The organism is Streptomyces sp. NPDC005811 (assembly GCF_040630405.1).
In the GTDB taxonomy this organism is placed as follows: domain Bacteria; phylum Actinomycetota; class Actinomycetes; order Streptomycetales; family Streptomycetaceae; genus Streptomyces.
This window is the reverse complement of record NZ_JBEXXK010000011.1, coordinates 130,873-148,756: the sequence shown is the minus strand read 5'-3', so window position 1 is coordinate 148,756 and position 17,884 is coordinate 130,873. Positions and strand designations below refer to the sequence as shown.

Below are 17,884 nucleotides of genomic sequence, written 5' to 3'. Positions count from 1 at the left end.
CGGTGGCGTACGGCCGGGCCCCGCCCCGGACGCGAACCTTTCGCGCGCCGGTCCCGTGTACCCCGTGACACACGCCCGTGCCCACGCGCCGTCAGCCGGCGGACAGCGGCGCACGGCGCGCAGCCACATATCCCGGGAGACACGGATGGACCGATCATGATGGGCTCGGCGGACCGCGGCGGATCCCGCCGGCCACGAGGCGTGCGGCGGGCACTCGTCGGCTGCGGCACGCCGCTGCTGCTGATCGCCCTCGCCCTCACCGTCGCCACGGCGGGGACGACGGGCCGTGCCGCCGCCGACGACGGGGATCTGGTCAAGGTGTTCGTCGTGCGGACCGCGGGCGGCGACACCCTGGCTTCGGTCGCCGACGACACCCTCGGCAGCACGGCGCGGGCGGGGGAGATCTTCGACCTCAACCGGGGTCTGGCCCAGCCCGACGGAGGAGCGCTCACCAGTCCCGACGACCCGCTCCACGCCGGCTGGATCCTCCGGCTCCCCGAGGACGCCGCCGGGCCCGACGTGCGGTTGGCGCAGGACACCGGTCCCGGTCCCCGACCCTCCGCTCCCTCCGCTCCCTCCGCTCCCTCCGCTCCCTCCGCTCCCTCCGCGACGGCGAACGACACCGACACGAAGTCGTCCACGATCGTCGTGCCGTTGCCGGCGCTCCTGGCGGTCGCCGGGGCGGTGCTGCTCGCGCTGGTCACCGCCGCCATCCTCGCCAGAAGGCGGGTGCGCGGCGCGTGGCGGGCGCTCGTCCGCCGGCTGCGCGGGCTGGGCGAGCCCGCCCGGCGCCGCCGCCGACTGCGTCGTCGTACGGCGCTCTCCGCGATGTTCGCCGCCGACGCCGACCCGGTCCGGCGGGCCTACGACGTGCTGCCGGAGTTCGCCGGCGCGGGGAGCCGTCCGGACACGGCCGTGCACGCGGTACGGGTGGACGGTGACGGCACGACGGTCTGGCTGGAAGCCTCGGCCGAGGCCCCCGCGTCCTGGCAGCGGATCGACTCGACCCGCTGGCGCCGCCGCCCGGGCGACTGGCTCGGCGGTGGCGCCGGCCCGGCCACGGCGGCCCGCACGGGTTCTCCGGACGGTACGGCGTGTCTGCTGAGAGTCGGTGTCGACGAGCAGGGGGCTCCCCTGCTGGTGGATCTCAGCCGCCTCGACGGTGTGCTGAGTGTCACCGGAGACGCCGGGGTCGGCCGGGCCGTCGTCGGCGGGCTGCTGGCGGAACTCGCCCGCAGCCGTCCGGAGATTCCGGTGACACTGCGTCAGGGAGCGCAAGGCGGCGCGGGGTTCGCCCTGCCCGCCGGGCTGCGCGAACCGGAGACGACACACGGCCGGACCGCTCCCGCCGACCACGACGTGCGCGGCACCGGAACCGTCCGTGCGGGTGCGCTACGACGTCCGGTGCGCGGGGTGGTCGTGGTGGCCGGTACGCCCACCCGGAGCGAGGCCGCGGAACTGCTCGAACTGTGCGGCCCGGGAGGCGCCGGCTGGACGGGGCTGGTCTGCGGGGAACTGCCCGACGCCCGTTGGCGATGGCACGCCGAGGCCGAGGGCACGGTCGAGCTCCCGCTCCTCGGGCTGAAGGTCACCGCACCGGCGTGACCCCGTAGCCCCCGCCCTCCCCGCCGCCGGCCCGGCTAGCCGAGGCTGTCGGCGGGGAAGCGCCGTCTGAGCCGGCTGATGGCGTAGTGCTGACGGGACTTCACGGTGCCCGCGGGAACCCCCAGCAGCCGGGCGGTCTCCTGGACCGTACGGCCGCACAGGTAGGTGTGGAACAGCACCTCCCGGTGTTCCATGGGCAGCCGCCGCATCAGCGCGGTCGTCTCGATCGAGGCCACCACGGCATCGGCGTGGTCGCGCTGGGCGACGTCGGCGTCCTGGGTGCCGATCAGTTCATGACGCGCGGTCGCGCTGCGCAGCCGGTCGATGATGAGGTTCCGGGTCACGGTGATCAGCCAGCCGCGGACGGACCCGGACCGGCCCATGAGCCGGTCGATGTGGTGCCAGGCCCGGATGAGGACTTCCTGTACGACGTCCTCGGCGCTGTGGCGATCACCGAGAAGCTTCTCCGCGTAGGCGAGCAACGCCGGCCGGTGCTCGGCCAGCAGAGCCTGGGCGCCGGGCGAGGGAGGGGACGACAAGGCAGCGGGTGTCATGGGGACGCATCCTGGGGAGAAGGGTTGCCCGCACGGTCCGGGGACCGGGGCAAAGGGCTGGAACACCGCCTCACCTGCGGGATCGCCCCGCCGGTGTGCGATGTTACGAGCCTAGGAAGACCCCGATGACCAACCAGTGCCGAGAAGGTTCATGCGCCGGGATCCGCCATACACCGGCCACGCCCGTATGCCGGGTGCCGGGTACACGAGGCCGTGCGCGAGATCGTTCACCGTCAGCGGCGAGGGCGAAAGAAGAGGCCGGCCGCCACCGTCGTACCGGTGGCGGCCGGCCTCGTCGTACCGCAACCCCTCGGGGCCCGGCCCGGACCGCGGGACCTCAGCCGCGTACCCCCTGTCGCGTCGCCCATTCGAGGACGTACTCGGCGACCGCGCGCCAGCCCTGGTCGATGGTCAGGGAGTGCCCGCGATCCGGGAACTGCTTGAGTTCGGTGACGGCCGACGAACCCCGGTACAGGCGGTGGGCCGAGCGGGTCACCACGTCCGGGACGGTGTGGTCGGCCTGTCCCGAGACGAAGAGCAGCGGACCGCGATCGATGCGGTCCGTGGCCACCTTCGCGGGCGAACGTGGGGCGAAGTTGGCGAAGGCGGCCTCGAAGAGGGGGCGCCCCGGCGACGGAATCGTGTACCGCTCGAACAAGTCGTCGGACTCGGCCTGCGGCAGCGCGTTGCCGAAGCCGTACCGGAACTGCGCGGCGGTCAGCGACACCGCTCTGCGCCGGTTGGCGGGGCTCCCCAGCACCGGGAAGCCCGACCGCAGCTGGGCGAACGGGAGTGCCTTGACGCCCTTGATCTGGGCCGGATCGATGGCGACCGCGGCCCGGCCGAGTCCCTGGCCGAGCAGCTTCTGCGCGATCAGCCCGCCGAAGGAGTGACCCACCAGCAGCGGCGGCCGGCCGAGACCGCGTACCACGCCGGCGTAGTGCCCGGTGACGTCGTCGATACCGAAGCCTGCCACCGACTCCGGCCGGGCTCTGCTCTCGGCCACCGTCGCGCCCTCGCCGGGCCAGCCCGGCGCGACGGGATCGAAGCCGTGCTGCGAGAACAGCTCCTGCCATGGCTGCCACGACGAGGCGTGCAACCACAGCCCATGGATGAAGACGACCGGAACCAACGACGTCGACATGGTCTGCTCCTGGGGAGTGGGGACTGGGAAGTCGGAAGCGGGAAGTCGCGTGAACATCAGACGCCGCTACCCGATCAGTGTCGGCCTCCGTCCCCGCTCACCGAATCCGTCAGATGACTCCCCGCCCCCGGCCGGGCACACGGGATCAGAACCGGGCGGAGACCCGGACACGGGCCCGGACCACTGCCGGCACGATCGGGGCCATCGCGTGCGATGGCCCCACGACAAGAACAGAGCCCTGGGGATCGACGTGCTGGACCACGAACGAAGCCCCCAGCCCACCTCCGCAGTAGCACGACCACTGACGCCGCCACGATGAAGCGCCGCAGAGCCACCTCGCCGGACTCCTTCGGTCGACGCTCCGTCAGGATGGGGTAGTTCGCTTCTTGATCGCCTGTGCGTCGGATGTGGTGGTGTCCTGCTGCGCCGCCTCATGGAAGTCGGCGACGGCGGCGCCGTACGTCTTCGCCCAGTCGGTCAGGGCGGCGATGGGTTCGGTGAGGGTTTGGCCGAGCTCGGTGAGGCTGTATTCGACCCGCGGGGGTGCCTCGGCATAGGCACGGCGTTCGATCAGGCCGTAGCTCTGAAGTCTGCGCAGTGTCTGGGTGAGCACCTTGCGGGAGATGCCACCGACAAGGTCGACGAGTTCACCGTGCCGACGGGGTCGGCGGCTGAGGGCGAACAGTACGACGACGGCCCACTTGTTGGTGATGATGTCGACGGCGAGCCGGGCGGGGCAGTCGGCAAGGAAGACGCTTCCGGCTGAGTCGTGCATGGTCGAAGGTTACCAAGAGGTACCTATCGGCTCGGTAGCGTCTTTCCACATGAGTACGTCGCACACGAAAACCTATGTTCTCGTCCATGGTGCTTGGCACAGCGGGCGCGTCTGGGACCGGGTGGTTCCCTTGCTGGCCCGGGCCGGGCATCAGGTGTTCGCTCCTTCGCTGACCGGCCACGGAGAGAAGGAACACCTGCTCACTCCAGAGGTCGGCCTGGACACCCACGTCGCCGACGTCGTCGCTCTCCTCAGTGACTGGGATCTCACCGACGTGGTCCTGGTCGGGCACAGTTACGCCGGGATGGTCATATCCGGCGTGGCAGGCGAGGTCCCGGACCGGATCGCGCATCTGGTCTACGTCGACGCGATGGTCCCGACCGACGGTGAGAGCGCACTGGACGTCATACCGGAGAAGACCCAGCGACTGATCGACGCGGCCGCTGCCTCCGACGCCCCCTGGCGTATCCCCCCTGTGCCGGAAATGCCCGCGCCCATAGGCCTGTTCGGGGTGACCGACCCGGCGGACACGGCGTGGCTGCGCACCATGCTGTCGGACGAGTCGGTGCGCTGCTTCCTCCAGCCGGTCCGGCTGGACAACCCGGCCATGGACGCGATCTCCCGGACACACATCCACTGCGTGGGCAGCGCACCGGAGGACGTCACGCGCCGCCCGGTACCGGCGGTGCGGCCAGGCGGCGCCGCGTCGCGGGTGTGGGAGCTGCGGAGCGGCCATGACTGCATGGTCACCGAGCCGGACGCACTCACCGACCTGCTGTTGAAGGTCGGCTGCAGGCACGGGCTCGTTGATCATGTAGGCGGCAAGTCCACCTGACCACGACCGAAGACCGTGCCTTCCGTCTCATGCACCCTGACTGACCCTGACCAAGCCTTGGGACGTGCCGATGGATGATCGCGCGGACGGCAAGTCCGAGGAAGGCCTCGTGGATGTCGTCGTGTCGTTCCCACCGGATCCGCAGGCGGCGGAGGCCATGCGGCCAGGAGATCGTCAACGGCTCCTGGCGCGGAGCGCTTCGCGACGGCCGCGGCCGTGTGCGAGCGAGCCGGCGCCGGACTGGCTGATCGAGCGCTGGCCGCTCCCTACGTGCACACATCGCGAGAGCCGGAAGCGTTCCTCTGGGCTCAGAGGACGCGTTCGAAGCCGGCGGTCCCGAGGATCGCCGCGACCACCGGACCGCCCGACCTCAGCACGTCCGCCACGAAACGTCCTCGCCCGACCCCGAGCCTGCGCAGTGCCCGCCCGTGATCGGCGGCCACGATCACCACCGCGCCGAGGAGCATCACCCGCCAGCCCGCCAGCAGGGGCCGCCGGGCTGCGCGCGGCAGCTCCGCGACGGACGCGCGCAGCCGCGCGCAGTGGAACGGGACGTGCCGCTCCTCGTCTGCCAGGATGCGGTCGGCGACCTCCGACGTCAGCGGATCGTCGGTGCCGTCACGCAGCGCCCGGTAGTAGTGCAAGGCAACCACCTCCGCGACCATCAGGAGCAGCAGCTCCGTCCGTAGCCCCGGCACGCGGCGCAGGCGCGCGAAGGCCGTATCGCTCCAGTGCCCGGCCTGCGTCGTCGCCCCGCCCGCCTTGAGCAGCAGAGCGAGGAGCCTCGCGTGGTTCTTCTCCTCTGCGACGAACAACCGCAGCGCCGTTGAGTACTCCGGATCGCCCGCCGCATCCGCTTTGGCGAACAGCGCCGAGCTGTCGCCGTCCTCGCCGGCCTGGAACCGCTGGACGCTCACCCGCACCGCCGGGGGCAGTGAGGCACCCGCCTCCCAGTGCGGGTCGGACCGGGCTGCGCGGCGGTCCCGTTCGGTCTCGAAGAGTCGGGCCCATTCGGCGAATCCCGATGCGCTCATACGGCTCTCTTCCATCCCCCGCCCCGCACGAACAGGGCAGGGTCTCCGGTCGTGGGGACGCGGCGGGAGGTGGCACAGTTCCCCGTCCCGATCTCCTGTCGGTGTGTGACCGGTCGGCCTCGTGCCGGTCCCGACCGGGTGGTGGACCTCGATGATCAGCCCAGCCGCCCGCGCGGCTGGACGCCGGGGCGGGCGTCCTCAAGGAAGACAAGCACGGTCCCGGTCAACGCGCCCCAGCACCGCTTCTCCTATCGCGGACGCCGGCGCGGACGACGGGCTGTGGCCTCGGCACCCTCCACCCAGTGGAGGTACCAGCGTGTGAATCCGACGGGCACCCGTGGCTCGCCGAGGGGGCGGAACTCACCGTCCCCCGGGCGGTCGTCCGCCCACATACGGCCGCTCTCCGGACCTGTGAGGACGAGCCAGTCGCAGTAACCGCAGCCCTCATGGCTGAGCTTCAACGCACCGCGCGTGACCCAGTCGAAGAGTTCGTCACCCGCTGTCATCCAGGCGCTGTATGCCGCGAAGTACGCCTCTTCGTCGTCGAAGCCGGACAGAAATGGCTGCCTGTCATCGTGCTCCGCCAGAACGCGCCATCTTTCCTCCGCCGTCAGAAACGGAAGCCGCAGGTAGTCGTGGCGCAGGTAACGGTCCACGTTGCTCCACAGCCATCCCGCGTCCGTCCGGCGCAGGATGCTGAGCCCGTAGCCCGGCCCCGCGCCTCCGGCACCGACCTCGAGCAGGAAACTCCGGTACTCCGCCGGCAGCGAGACACCCCACTGCGCCTCCGCCTCGGCGACTTCCGACTCCGCGAGCGGATCCGCGAACCGGAAATGATGACCCGATCCCCCGGCCAGGTCCCAGGCCCCGAAGACCTGCCGTGCCTCATCCACCCGGGCCAGTGCCTCCACCCGCTCACGGACCCCACGCCACCGCGTCTCCCCCATGACCGAACTGTAGGCCAGACCAACGGCGCTCTCAGCCGTTGAGGCGTTCCAGAGGAGCGTACGGCTCGGTCCGCTTCGCCGGGTCCAGATGCCCGTGACGCGCACGCGCCTGACGGACCGCCCGCTCCCCCGCGCTCCGTCAGCGCGGAGCTGCTGCCTGCGGCCGTGCGCCTGAGCACGGTGCGTCGGCGGCGCCGCTGCTGCTCCCGCGTCTGTCGGCACACCTCGCACTCCCTGCCGCTCGTGCCTCGGTTCGGGCGTCCGCGGTGCATGGGGGCGGGGCCGGCCGCAGCGGCCGCGCAGGGATACGCCGGCCTTCGACCCGCAGGAATGGCTGCGGGGCGGCCGGGAGACGCGTTCGGTGAGGCGGTCCGGCCGCGTGTAGAGGGCTGGCTCCCGTGAAGGCACTCATCCCCTTCGAGCCCGCGTGTGATCGGGGGTTCCTGTGCAAACCGGTCACCGCCGCCACGCCCGTCCCCACGGCCCGGCGGCGGCAGAACGACGTCCGGTCAGCAGTGCGGAATGGACCCGTTGGCAGCAGCGCTGCCGTCCACGTACGGGGCGTACGTCCATCCGGTGACGGTCGTCTCGAGTCCGCCGAGGTGGAGGTACCGCTCGTCGATGGTGTGGTACCAGATGTTGCCCCTGTTGTTCAGGTTCTGACCGGTGCTCCAGCAGTCGGCCAGGAGCAGGTCGCCGCTCCACAGGTCCGGAACTCCGACCGTGCCGGCGGCCAGGTTGGGCTCTTTGAAGACGGCCGCGCCGGTCTGCACGGTGAGCCACGAGCTCGCGGACGCGCTCCCCGCCGTCGCCAGAACCAGACCCCCTGCGCTCAGTGCGGCAACCGCCGCTATCGCCGCGCCACCTCGCCGGAACGTGCCTCTCATATCCGCCTCCCGATCACTTGGGTGAGTTGTCGCTTCGAGCAGCTGACTGCTGCTGCGCACCAAGGTGCCGGGCGGGCCTGGGACAAACGTTGGACAAACCTTGAGCAGTGCGTCACCGGTCAGGGCGACCGCCTGTCCAGGCTGTGGAGAACCTGGATCCGCAGGGGCGCGGTGTCCGGGAGGGGGATGTCGTCGATGACGGTCAGGGCCTGGGTCCAGGCGGTGTGAGCGGCGTCGGGGTGGCCCGCGGAAGCGTGGGTGTCGCCCAGGTCGGTGAGACAGGCGGCTTCGTGGTAGCGGTCGTCGGTCTCGCGGACAACGGCGACGGCTTGGCCGTAGCAGTCGACCGCCCGCTCGTACCGGCCGAGTCGACGGTGGATGTGGCCGAGACTTCTCCAGGCGCGGACCTGGCCTTGCAGATCTCCGATCTCCTCGGTCAGGGCGAGGGCCTGCCGGCTGTGGGCGAGGGCCGAGGGTTGGTGATCGTCGAGCCCCGCGAGCATGCGGCCGATGTGGTTCAGGGCGATGGCTTGTCCGCGCGGGTTGTGCTCTGCCCGGTAGTGGGCGAGGGCCTGGCGGGCCTCATCGAGTGCCGCCGGACCGTCGCCCGTTTCCGATGCGTACGTGTTCCCGTCCGATCGGCGTTCACCGTGCTTGAGGGAGAGTGTGGTCAGTTGGCTGTGGATGCGGGCCTGGCCGGCGTGGTCGCCGAGTTCCCTGAACAGGTCCAGCGCGAGCCGGTAGTGGGTGTGGGCCTGGTCGGGGCGGTTCAGCTTGGTGTGGGCGAAGGCAAGACCGCGATGGGCGTAGGCCAGGCCGACCCTGTCGTTGTGGCGCAGAGCAGCGTCGAGGGCGGTCGTGTGGGCCGCGGCCAGGGCGGGCCAGCGTCCCTGCCGGATGAGGAAGGTGGCGGTGACCGCGGCGAGCTGCCAGGTGTGGGTCTCGAAACCGGCAGGGGCCTGCTCGACGGCGGCGAGGACGACGGGGTGCTCGGCGGTGAACCAGGCCAGCGCCTCCCGGGGGTCCGAGAGTTCCTCGGTGACGGTCCCCGGCCGGACGGCGGACAGGCGGAGCGGGTCCTCCTTGCGGCTCAGCAACGCGTCGGCGGCGTGGGCCGTGTGCAGGTAGTGGTCGAGCATCCGGTGTACCGCCGAGCGGCGGGCATCGTCGCTGTCGCGGGCGGTGACCAGTTCGGTGGCGTACACGCGGAGCAGGTCGTAGCACGCGTACCGGCCGGGGGTGTGATCGGTGAGGAGGTTGGCGCGGGACAGCTCGTTCAGCAGGGGGCCGGTGCGGGCGCGCGGCAGCCCGGCCAGGGAGGCGGCCGCGGGCAGGGTGACTTCGGGTCCGGGGTGGAGGCCGAGGAGCCGGAAGAGGCGGGCGGCGTCGCTCCTCAGTGCCTGGTACGAGGTGGCGAACACCGCGCGTATCCGGGTGGCCGGGTCCCCGCCGTCCAGGGCGTCCAGGCGGTTCTCCGCCCGGCGTAGTTCGGCGGCGAGGGCCGTGAGCGGGAGGCGGGGCCGGGCTGCGGCGCGCGCGGCCACGATCGCCAGGGCCAGCGGCAGTCCGGCGCACCGGGCGACGATCTCGTCGACGGCGGCAGGCTCGGCGGCTGTTCGCCGGGCGCCGAGGCGGCCGGTGAGCAGGTCCCGGGCCTGAGCCGGGGTGAGCAGGTCGACGGCCAGCAGATCAGCGCCTTCCACCGCGGCCAGGCCGGTGAGGCGGTCGCGGCTGGTGACCAGAGCCATACAGCCAGGCGCGCCGGGCAGCAGCGGTCGTACCTGTGCGGCGTCGCGGGCGTTGTCCAGCACGACGAGCACCCGGCGGCCGGCCAGCAGGCTCCGATAGAGACCCGTCTGGGCCTCCAGGCTCTGTGGGACGCGCGCCAGGGGCACCCCGAAGGCGTCCAGGAACCCCCGGACCGCGTCGGCCGGGCTCAGCACACGGCCGCCGGGGTCAAATCCGCGCAGGTTCACATACAACTGCCCGTCCGGGAAGGCGTCGCGTACCCGATGGGCCCAGTGCACGGCCAGCGCGGTCTTGCCCACCCCGGCCGTGCCCGACATCGCCGAGACGACCACGGCGGCGGGCCGTGCCGGGCCGGCCTCGGAGGCGCCGGGCAGCAGGCCGTCCAGGCGGGCGAGTTCATCCTCGCGCCCGGTGAAGGCCACGACGGACAGCGGCAGTTGAGCTGGAGGTGCCATCGGCTGCGTCGGCGTCCCCAGCTGCGGGACCGGAGCGGAGGCGGTGTCCGCGGTGTCCTCCCGGCGCAGGACGGCGCCCTGGGCATCCCGCAACGCCTGCCCGGGCTCGATGCCCAGCTCCTGCGCCAGTCGGCCGCGGGTGCGGTGGAAGTGGTCCAGTGCCTCGGCGGAACGGCCGCAGCGGTGCAGCGCGAGCATCAACTGCGCGGCGAGACGTTCGTCCAGCGGATACGCCGCGGCACGGGCCGACAGCTCCGGCAGCAGGGCGTCGTGCTGTCCGAGACGTAATCGCACGTCGCCCAAGTCGAGTTGGGCTGCCATCCGCTCCTGGACCAGGGTGTCGCGCAGGGCGTTCAACCAAGGGGTGTCCAGCGTCGCGAAGGGTTCCGAGCGCCACAGCCGCAGGGCCTGTTCGAACAGGGCCGCGGCAAGGGTGTCGTCGACGGCGGCGCGGGCCCGCACCAGGAGCCCGCGGAAGGTATGCATGTCCACGGTCACGGTGCCGGCCGTGTTCAGAACGTAGCCACCCGGCTGCCGCACGATGGCCGCCTCGCTTGTGGCCGCCAGGGCCTGCCTCAGCCGGGAGAGGTAACCGCGCAGGGTGGCGACGGCCTGCCCCGGCGGACGGCCTCCCCAGACCCGGTCCACCAGCTGATCGGTCGTCACCGGACGGTTGACGTCCACCAGCAGCACCGCCAGCACGCCCCGCTGGCGGGCATGCCCCAGCAACGCGGACCGACCGTCGATATCGGCCTCGACACTGCCCAGCACCCCGAATTCCACCGTCATCCCGGCCCGCCCCCCATGTCGGCTGTCGCACGCACACACCCAGCTCGTCCGGTGATCCGTTCGATCAATTGTCCAGCTGTCGCGGGGTCGTTGAACAGCACGACTGATTCCGTGTCGCCGCTTGTACGACGTGGGCGCGGCCCCGGTGCGGGCGCCCGCGGGCCCGGACGACATGCGGGGGCAGGTGAACCATCTGATCCACGGCCTGCGGGCCGTGCCGTATCGGCGCGGTCAGTCGAACGACACCACAAAGGTGAAGATGCGGTTGGCACCCTCGACGACAAAGCTGTGATCGGTGAGCCGCCCGAGCCGGCCGTTGCTCGTCAGGGCTGTCCGCAGGTGCGAGGAGACCCTGCCCAGATTCTCGGCGGTCAGGTCGAAGTAGCCCACGTGCCCGTAGTCGAGGTTGTTCCAGAGATTGCCGGGCAACTCCCAGCTGTTGCCGGACAATCCCGCGTTCCACCTCGCCGAGCAGGATCGTCGGCGAGGAAGCGCGCCATGGGATGCCCGGCCGAACCAACGGCATCCAGGACGGTCGGCGTGCGGCACTGTTGATGCCAGAGGTACGTGAGCACGGCCGGCCCTGCCGGAGGTGGGAGCTGCGAGGACAGCGACCCGGCGCCCGTCAAGCGTCCTGGTGCCCACGCCGCGGTGCCGTACGGTGCAGGCCAGTGCCCCGGTCCAGCGCCCTGGGGCGGTGAGGCTGCGGGTACCGTCAGAGAGGAGGACGCGCCGCAGCGATGCCCGTCGTGGCCGACCAGGCCGTGGGCGCCGACGGTGGCGATGATCCGGTCGCAGAGGGCACCTTCCACGAGATCGCTGTCCACCCCGATGGTGATGACGTGACCGGCCTCGCCGACCAGGCGGGCGATCAGCCCTGCGGTGCAGCCGGCGCCGGGTTCGAGGATCCGCTCTCCGGGCCCGGGCGGAGGGATCGAGGCGCTGAAACGCCGAAGGCAAGGAGATTCGTCTCCTTGCCTCTCCTAACTTATAGCGCACCGGGGGGCTTGCGGCAAGGCCCCGGGTACGGCCCAGAATTGTCGGCCAAGGCCACCACCTGCGGAAACGGGAGTGCGGTTGCGGGCGCGGCGCGCGGACGGGGAGTGCGCGCCGCCCGGGTCGCAGGCAGGAAGGCAACCAAGGATGAGGACGCGCATGGTTGAGCAGTACGTGTTGGACCTTCGGGAGACCGACGAGGGTCAGGTCGCCGTCGTAGGCGGAAAGGGCGCGCATCTGGGCGGGCTGTCGCGCATTGACGGCATCCGCGTGCCGGCCGGGTTCTGCGTGACCACCGACGCTTTCCGGAAGGTCATGGCGGACGCGCCTGCGCTCGACGGCCAGCTCGAGCAGCTGTCGCGGGTGGCCCCCGACGACCGGGACGCACTCGGCACACTCAGTGCGGAGATCCGCCGGACCATCGAGGGAACCATCCTCCCGGACGATCTCGTGGCGGCGATCACCCGCGCGCTCGCCGGGCTGGGCGAGGACTCCGCCTACGCCGTGCGCTCCAGCGCGACGGCGGAGGACCTGCCGACGGCCTCCTTCGCCGGCCAGCAGGACACGTACCTGAACGTCGTGGGACGGACAGCGATCCTCCAGCACATCAGCCGGTGCTGGGCCTCGCTGTTCACCGAGCGGGCCGTGACCTACCGCAGGCGGAGCGGCATCGACGACCGTACGGTCCACATGGCCGTCGTGGTGCAGCAGATGGTCGTCCCGGACGCGTCCGGCATCCTGTTCACGGCCGACCCCGTGACGGGCAACCGGAAGGTCGCCACCGTGGACGCGGGCTTCGGCCTCGGCGAGGCCCTGGTCTCAGGACTGGTCAACCCGGATGTCTTCAAGGTGCGGGACGGTGAGGTCGTCGCCAGGGCGATCGCCGCCAAACAGCGTGCCGTTCGGGCCGTGGCGACCGGCGGCACGCAGGACGTGGCGATCGACCCACGCCAGCAGGAACAGCCGGCGCTGACGGATACCCAGGTCGTGCGGCTCGTGGAGCTCGGGCGGCGCATCGAGGCGCATTTCGGCCGCCCGCAGGACATCGAATGGTGCCTGGCCGACGACGAGTTCCAGATCGTGCAGAGCCGTCCCATCACGACCCTGTTCCCCGTCCCCGAGAGTGACGACCAGGACCATCACGTCTACGTCTCCGTCGGCCATCAGCAGATGATGACCGACGCCATGAAGCCCCTGGGGCTGTCCATGTGGCAGTTGACGGCCATGGTCCCGATGCCCGAGGCCGGCGGACGGCTCTTCGTCGACGTCACCCGGCGGCTCGCCTCCCCCGCGAGCCGCGCCGCGCTCCTGGACCTCATGGGCCGGGGCGACCCGCTGGTCAGGGACGCTCTGGAGACCGTCCTCGACCGCGACGACTTCGTCCCGACCGCGTCGGACGCCACTCCCGGCGGGCCGCCGGCCCGCAGTGCGTCCGTCCCGGTCGAGGCCGATCCGGCGATCGTCCCCGAGCTGATCGAACGCAGCCGTGCGTCCGTGGCCGCGCTTCAGCGCGATGTCGCGGCCAAGTCCGGCCCGGCGCTGTTCGACTTCCTGCTGGATGCCTTCGAGGAGCACAAGCGGATCCTCGGCGATCCGCTGAACTTCCAGGCGATCATGGCGGGGATGGACGCCACCTGGTGGCTCAACGACCACCTTCAGGAGTGGCTCGGCGAGAAGAACGCGGCTGACACACTGACCCTGTCCGCTCCGGGCAACATCACCTCCGAGATGGGGCTGGAGCTGCTCGACGTCGCGGACGCGATCCGCCCCCACCCGGAGGTCGTGGCGTTCCTCGAGGGCGTCGAGGACGAGGCCTTCCTGGACGAACTTCCCAAGCTCGCGGGCGGCGCCGAGGCGCGCGACGCCATCGAGACCTACCTCGGCCGGTACGGCATGCGCTGCGTCGCCGAGATCGACATCACGAGGCCGCGCTGGAGCGAGCGGCCCACCACGCTCGTGCCGGTGATCCTCGACAACATCAGGACCTTCGAACCGGGCGCCGCGCAACGGCGTTTCGAGGAAGGGCGGCACAAGGCGCTGGAGAAGGAACAGGATGTACTGGCACGTCTGCGGGCTCTTCCGGACGGGGAGGCCAAGGCCGACGACACCAAGCGGATGATCGACCAGGTTCGCGCCTTCATCGGCTACCGGGAGTACCCGAAGTACGGGATCGTCAGCCGCTACTTCGTCTACAAGCAGGCCCTGTTGAAGGAGGCCGAGCGCCTGGTGCAGGACCGTGTGCTGGCCGAGAAGGAGGACATCTTCTATCTCACCTTCCAGGAACTGCGCGACACGGTGCGTACCAACCAGGTCGACGAGCAGCTCGTGCAGCGGCGCCGAGACGCGTTCCGGTCGTACGAGTCGCTCACACCGCCCCGGGTGCTCACCTCTGACGGGGAAGCCCTCAGCGGGGCATACCGGCGCGACGACGTGCCCGACGGTGCCCTGATCGGTCTGCCGGTGTCCGCCGGGACCGTCGAGGGGAGGGCCCGCGTCATCCTCGACATGACGCAGGCCGACCTCGAGGCGGGCGACATCCTGGTCACCACCTACACCGACCCGAGCTGGTCCCCGCTCTTCGTCGCGGCCGCGGGTCTGGTGACGGAGGTGGGCGGTCTGATGACCCACGGCGCGGTGATCGCCCGGGAGTACGGGCTGCCGGCTGTCGTGGGGGTGGAGCGGGCCACCCGGCTGATTTCCGACGGTCAGCGGATCCGCGTCCACGGAACCGACGGGTACATCGAGATCCTGTCCTGACCCACCCGTCGACTGCGCCCCCGCGAAAACGCCCGGACGAGGCGGCAGCGGTCATCGACAGGGCCGGGGCCGGGGCAGCCGCTCACGCCCCGCAGTGACGCGGCGAGGACCTGCTGGTAGCCGAGCGCGCGCGACGCCGTACGCCTCCCGCGCAGGCCTTGCGCCGATGTACTGGGCAGTGGTGTCGGACAGCAGCGGTCGTACCCGTGAACACGCCCCGTCCACGCCGGCCGGCAGACTGGTGGTGGGTGTGGTGCCGTCAGCGTTCGGGTGGGTTCGCTGGTCGTGGGGGGCCGGGACGATAGCGTGAAAGGCATCGGATCCAGACCGGACGGAGGACCCCCGACAGGCTCGACGGACCGCAGGATCTCGACCCGTAGGACATTGGCTAAGCCTGCGGAGAACGGACGGGCCCAGCGGTGGCTGACGTCGGCGTCTGGTAGGGCGCCGGCCTCAGTGTTGCTGTCAGGACGTAACGATGCGTCTCACTCAGCTGCTGGTGTCACCGGAAACCTATGGCTGCCTCGGCGCTGCCGCTCTGAGCGATTCCTCGTACTGCGGGCGGGAGAAGGTGAAGCTCCCGAGGGCACTCAGATCCCAGTCGCGGAAGGTGTTCCGGAGCGCCGACCACGTCACGTTTTGTGATGTCACGGTGATTCGGGCCATCACTCCAGAAGCGTCGTTTCGCCTTCCCTCCCGCCGCGAGGGAGGTTCTTCGGCTCCCCAAGGAAGTGTCGATTAGGCCAGCCGAACCCAGCGGACAGCGGCATGTAGTCGCCCGCAAGCAGCGGGGCGGCGTCGGTGGGAGATTCTGTGGCGAGATTTTCCTGCTCGGTTTGCGCGTAGGGCAGTTCCACTCGCCGGACGAGTTCTATCAGCGGAATTCCGTCCACCGTGATGTTCAGAAAAGCCGTCCCTTTGGAGTTGGTGCGGATTTCCTGCGAAGCCGTGGACGCAATGACGCGATGTGTCACCTGGAAGTTGATTGACTGCACCTTTGCAGGGTATCAGCGTGCGGTGATTGCGACTTGTGGTTGCAGAACTCATCCGTTGGCCCACAGAGGTCAGTATTGGCGGCGTTTTTTCTGTGTCCGGGCCAGGCGGAAACTATCGGTCCGGTCTCGACGAGGTGCGCGTTGAACGTGACCCGGTCCACGATCGCCGAGCAGAGCTGGGGGGGGCGGTGAATGAACAGTCGGCTTCGCACCGGTCTTGTCCAGGTCGGTCAACGCGCCCGTAGCGGGCCGGTGTCCGGTACAGCTTCTTCTCCATCGCGGCCTCGGCGAGCTCGCTCACGAGGTTGGCCGTGGTCGTGCAGCGGACCCGCAGGCCCGTCTCGGCGATCGCGGTCACTGAACCTCTTTCATCCTGTGCTGACGGGTGAAATGGGCTGGTCAGTGGGTGTGGTGACGAGGCAGGGCCCCTCGTCGTTGGCGTGGTGATTCCACTCAGCACACCGGCGACCGAAGGGGCCCTGTTGGTTCCGTATCCTGCCATCCTCGACGTCCCACATGAGCTCGTTGAGCACGTTGCCTGGCTGCTGTACGAGCACCGCCGCGCACGTAACACCCGCTGGCGGAAGCTCAGCTGCTTCGACCAAGCGCTGCTCACGCTGGTCCACCTGCGTAAGAACGAGACGTTCGCCCAGCTCGGCGCCGGGTTCGCGATATCGCAGGCCACCGCCTGGCGCTACGTGGACGAGGCCCTGGACGTGCTGGCTTCCTGGGCCCCAGGTCTCCATGAAGCCCTCACCGGCCTCGGTGAGGGCGACCACGTCATCGTTGACGGCACGCTGATCCCCACCGACCGCGTCCGCGCCGATCAGCCGTACTACTCGCAGAAACACAAGAAGCACGGCATGAACGTACAGGTCATCGCCCGCCCTGACGGCACACCCCTGTGGTTCTCCCGCGCGACACCCGGCCGCACACATGACCTGACCTCGGCCCGCGCCCACGGCATCGTCCAGGCCTGCCTGACCCGACAGATCCTCGTCCTGGCGGACCGCGCCTACCAGGGCGCCGACGCCACATTCCGCACCCCGTACTACCACCACAGCGAACAGCCCGAGCACTACCAGCAGTTCAACCGCGACCACGCCCGGCTCCGAGCCCCCGGCGAACGCGCCTTCGCCCGGCTCAAGTCCTGGACCATCATGCGCAGGGCACGTTCCTCCACCCGCTGCATCAGCCGCACCGTCCAAGCCATCCACGTACTACTGACCTGCGACTATTCAGGATGAAAGAGGTTCACTAAGCCATCAAGTCGTGGACCCCGCTCGGGACCGTTGACCTGAGTCGGGAGTGGTGACGTGGGTGCCTACACCGTTGCTGAACTACTTGAAGAGGGGGAGGGGTTCGACGCTGGAGACCAGACGGAAGAGTCCCTGATCCTCACCGTGGATTTCGTGGAGGTCAAGGGCAAGGTGGTCCGCATCTGAACGAAGGAGCCTGCCTCTCCCTTGGCTGCCAAGGTCGGCGAACAGGTGACGTACGCCGACGAGTGAGGGGAGGGACTGGCCCGCCTCACCGCGCGCTGGTGGCACTGGTGTACCTGCGCTCGCACCTGGCGCGGTTCGCGTCCGGTTTCCCTGTACTTAGCCGTTGAACGGGCAAGGACGTGGAAACGTCTGCTCACGCCTGGCACCATCGTGTTCCGCGGCAGCTAGTGATACAGAGAAGGCAATCACGCCGTCGTCAGCCGCTGTTCGGTCGTAGTGCGGGCCGATCGTGGCCCTTGCAAAGCTCAACCAAGCGGAAGAAGTTGACATGGCATACACGAAGAGCCCCGCTGCGGAGCGGGCGGAGGTAGCGGTGCAGCCACGCACCGCAGGGCGTTTCGCCCGCCGTGCGGGGACGATGACGCTCGCTCTGGCGGCGTCCATGGGGCTCGTGTTCCTGAACTCCGGTTCCGCGTACGCTTCCAATCCCGGCGACATCATCAAAGACAACGTTCTACGCAACTGGGAAACCGGGCTCTGCCTGTACAGCCAAGACCCACCCAACGTCAGCACAGTCTCGTGCAACCAGAATAATACGAATCAGAGGTGGCAACTCGTCTACCAGTACCACGGCTCCTATGATGTGGTCAAGATCCGGAATGCGGGGACCCATCAGTGCCTGGCCCACCTCGGCGGGGATGCTATTCAAACCCGAAGCTGCAACGAGGGCGTTGCGATGAATTTCGCCGGTATTGGGTCGAGCTGGGACCAGGTTCAGCTCCAGTCAACTTCCAGTGGGGCGTGCTTGGACAGCAATTACAGTGGAAACGTCTACGCGATCGGCTGCAATGGCGGCGGCTACCAGCTGTGGAAGTCAGGTATCTGACATAGCCTGATCAAGAGGGAGGGCGGCTCCG

The 17,884-nt window shown here is 70.0% G+C and carries 15 protein-coding genes and 1 pseudogene; 6 read left to right on the top strand and 10 right to left on the bottom strand.

What is annotated here, in order from left to right; all coding sequences use genetic code 11:
- Positions 1–156 precede the first annotated feature (156 nt).
- Positions 157–1,605, top strand: coding sequence for a hypothetical protein (locus tag ABZ490_RS14420; RefSeq protein ID WP_358989075.1), 1,449 nt, complete (start codon positions 157–159; stop codon positions 1,603–1,605).
- Between the two features lie 35 nt (positions 1,606–1,640).
- On the opposite strand, the gene ABZ490_RS14415 is transcribed toward ABZ490_RS14420, so the two are convergent.
- The 3 genes from ABZ490_RS14415 to ABZ490_RS14405 form a co-directional block, all read right to left on the bottom strand.
- The gene (locus ABZ490_RS14415; RefSeq protein ID WP_358989073.1) at positions 1,641–2,159 is read right to left on the bottom strand and encodes a sigma-70 family RNA polymerase sigma factor; all 519 of its coding nucleotides are present in this window, start codon (positions 2,157–2,159) and stop codon (positions 1,641–1,643) included.
- A 337-nt stretch (positions 2,160–2,496) separates the two neighbouring features.
- On the bottom strand, positions 2,497–3,303 hold the full coding sequence (locus tag ABZ490_RS14410; RefSeq protein WP_358989071.1) for an alpha/beta hydrolase: 807 nt from the start codon (positions 3,301–3,303) through the stop codon (positions 2,497–2,499).
- 364 nt (positions 3,304–3,667) lie between these two features.
- A complete protein-coding gene (locus tag ABZ490_RS14405; protein WP_358989069.1) occupies positions 3,668–4,078 on the bottom strand; it encodes a helix-turn-helix domain-containing protein in 411 nt (136 codons plus the stop codon).
- A gap of 49 nt (positions 4,079–4,127) precedes the next feature.
- On the opposite strand from ABZ490_RS14405, the gene ABZ490_RS14400 reads away from it, so the two are divergent.
- A complete protein-coding gene (locus ABZ490_RS14400; protein WP_358989067.1) occupies positions 4,128–4,913 on the top strand; it encodes an alpha/beta fold hydrolase in 786 nt (261 codons plus the stop codon).
- 88 nt (positions 4,914–5,001) lie between these two features.
- Here the strand turns inward: ABZ490_RS14400 and ABZ490_RS14395 are convergent.
- From ABZ490_RS14395 to ABZ490_RS14370, 6 genes and pseudogenes are all read right to left on the bottom strand, one after another.
- Positions 5,002–5,088: pseudogene (locus ABZ490_RS14395) on the bottom strand (IS5/IS1182 family transposase); the annotation flags it as partial.
- 133 nt (positions 5,089–5,221) lie between these two features.
- Positions 5,222–5,947, bottom strand: a complete 726-nt coding sequence (locus ABZ490_RS14390; RefSeq protein ID WP_358989065.1) for a ferritin-like domain-containing protein — start codon at positions 5,945–5,947, stop codon at positions 5,222–5,224.
- Positions 5,948–6,195: 248 nt separating this feature from the next.
- Positions 6,196–6,894, bottom strand: coding sequence for an SMI1/KNR4 family protein (locus ABZ490_RS14385; protein ID WP_358989064.1), 699 nt, complete (start codon positions 6,892–6,894; stop codon positions 6,196–6,198).
- Between the two features lie 509 nt (positions 6,895–7,403).
- Positions 7,404–7,781 (bottom strand): hypothetical protein, encoded by a 378-nt coding sequence (locus ABZ490_RS14380; RefSeq protein ID WP_358989062.1) that lies wholly within the window; start codon positions 7,779–7,781, stop codon positions 7,404–7,406.
- A gap of 119 nt (positions 7,782–7,900) precedes the next feature.
- On the bottom strand, positions 7,901–10,774 hold the full coding sequence (locus ABZ490_RS14375) for a BTAD domain-containing putative transcriptional regulator (protein ID WP_358989060.1): 2,874 nt from the start codon (positions 10,772–10,774) through the stop codon (positions 7,901–7,903).
- Between the two features lie 231 nt (positions 10,775–11,005).
- On the bottom strand, positions 11,006–11,224 hold the full coding sequence (locus tag ABZ490_RS14370) for a hypothetical protein (RefSeq protein ID WP_358989208.1): 219 nt from the start codon (positions 11,222–11,224) through the stop codon (positions 11,006–11,008).
- A 705-nt stretch (positions 11,225–11,929) separates the two neighbouring features.
- On the opposite strand from ABZ490_RS14370, the gene rph reads away from it, so the two are divergent.
- Positions 11,930–14,527 (top strand): rifamycin-inactivating phosphotransferase, encoded by a 2,598-nt coding sequence (gene rph / locus ABZ490_RS14365; protein ID WP_358989058.1) that lies wholly within the window; start codon positions 11,930–11,932, stop codon positions 14,525–14,527.
- Positions 14,528–15,192: 665 nt separating this feature from the next.
- Here rph and ABZ490_RS14360 read toward each other — a convergent pair.
- Positions 15,193–15,522, bottom strand: a complete 330-nt coding sequence (locus tag ABZ490_RS14360) for a hypothetical protein (RefSeq protein WP_358989056.1) — start codon at positions 15,520–15,522, stop codon at positions 15,193–15,195.
- Positions 15,523–15,962: 440 nt separating this feature from the next.
- On the opposite strand from ABZ490_RS14360, the gene ABZ490_RS14355 reads away from it, so the two are divergent.
- The 3 genes from ABZ490_RS14355 (at position 15,963) to ABZ490_RS14345 (ending at position 17,853) form a co-directional block, all read left to right on the top strand.
- Complete coding sequence (locus ABZ490_RS14355; RefSeq protein WP_358989054.1) at positions 15,963–16,769, top strand: IS5 family transposase; 807 nt, start codon at positions 15,963–15,965, stop codon at positions 16,767–16,769.
- A 69-nt stretch (positions 16,770–16,838) separates the two neighbouring features.
- Positions 16,839–16,967, top strand: a complete 129-nt coding sequence (locus ABZ490_RS14350) for a hypothetical protein (RefSeq protein ID WP_358989052.1) — start codon at positions 16,839–16,841, stop codon at positions 16,965–16,967.
- Positions 16,968–17,295: 328 nt separating this feature from the next.
- The gene (locus ABZ490_RS14345) at positions 17,296–17,853 is read left to right on the top strand and encodes a ricin-type beta-trefoil lectin domain protein (RefSeq protein WP_358989050.1); all 558 of its coding nucleotides are present in this window, start codon (positions 17,296–17,298) and stop codon (positions 17,851–17,853) included.
- The last annotated feature ends 31 nt before the right edge of the window (positions 17,854–17,884 follow it).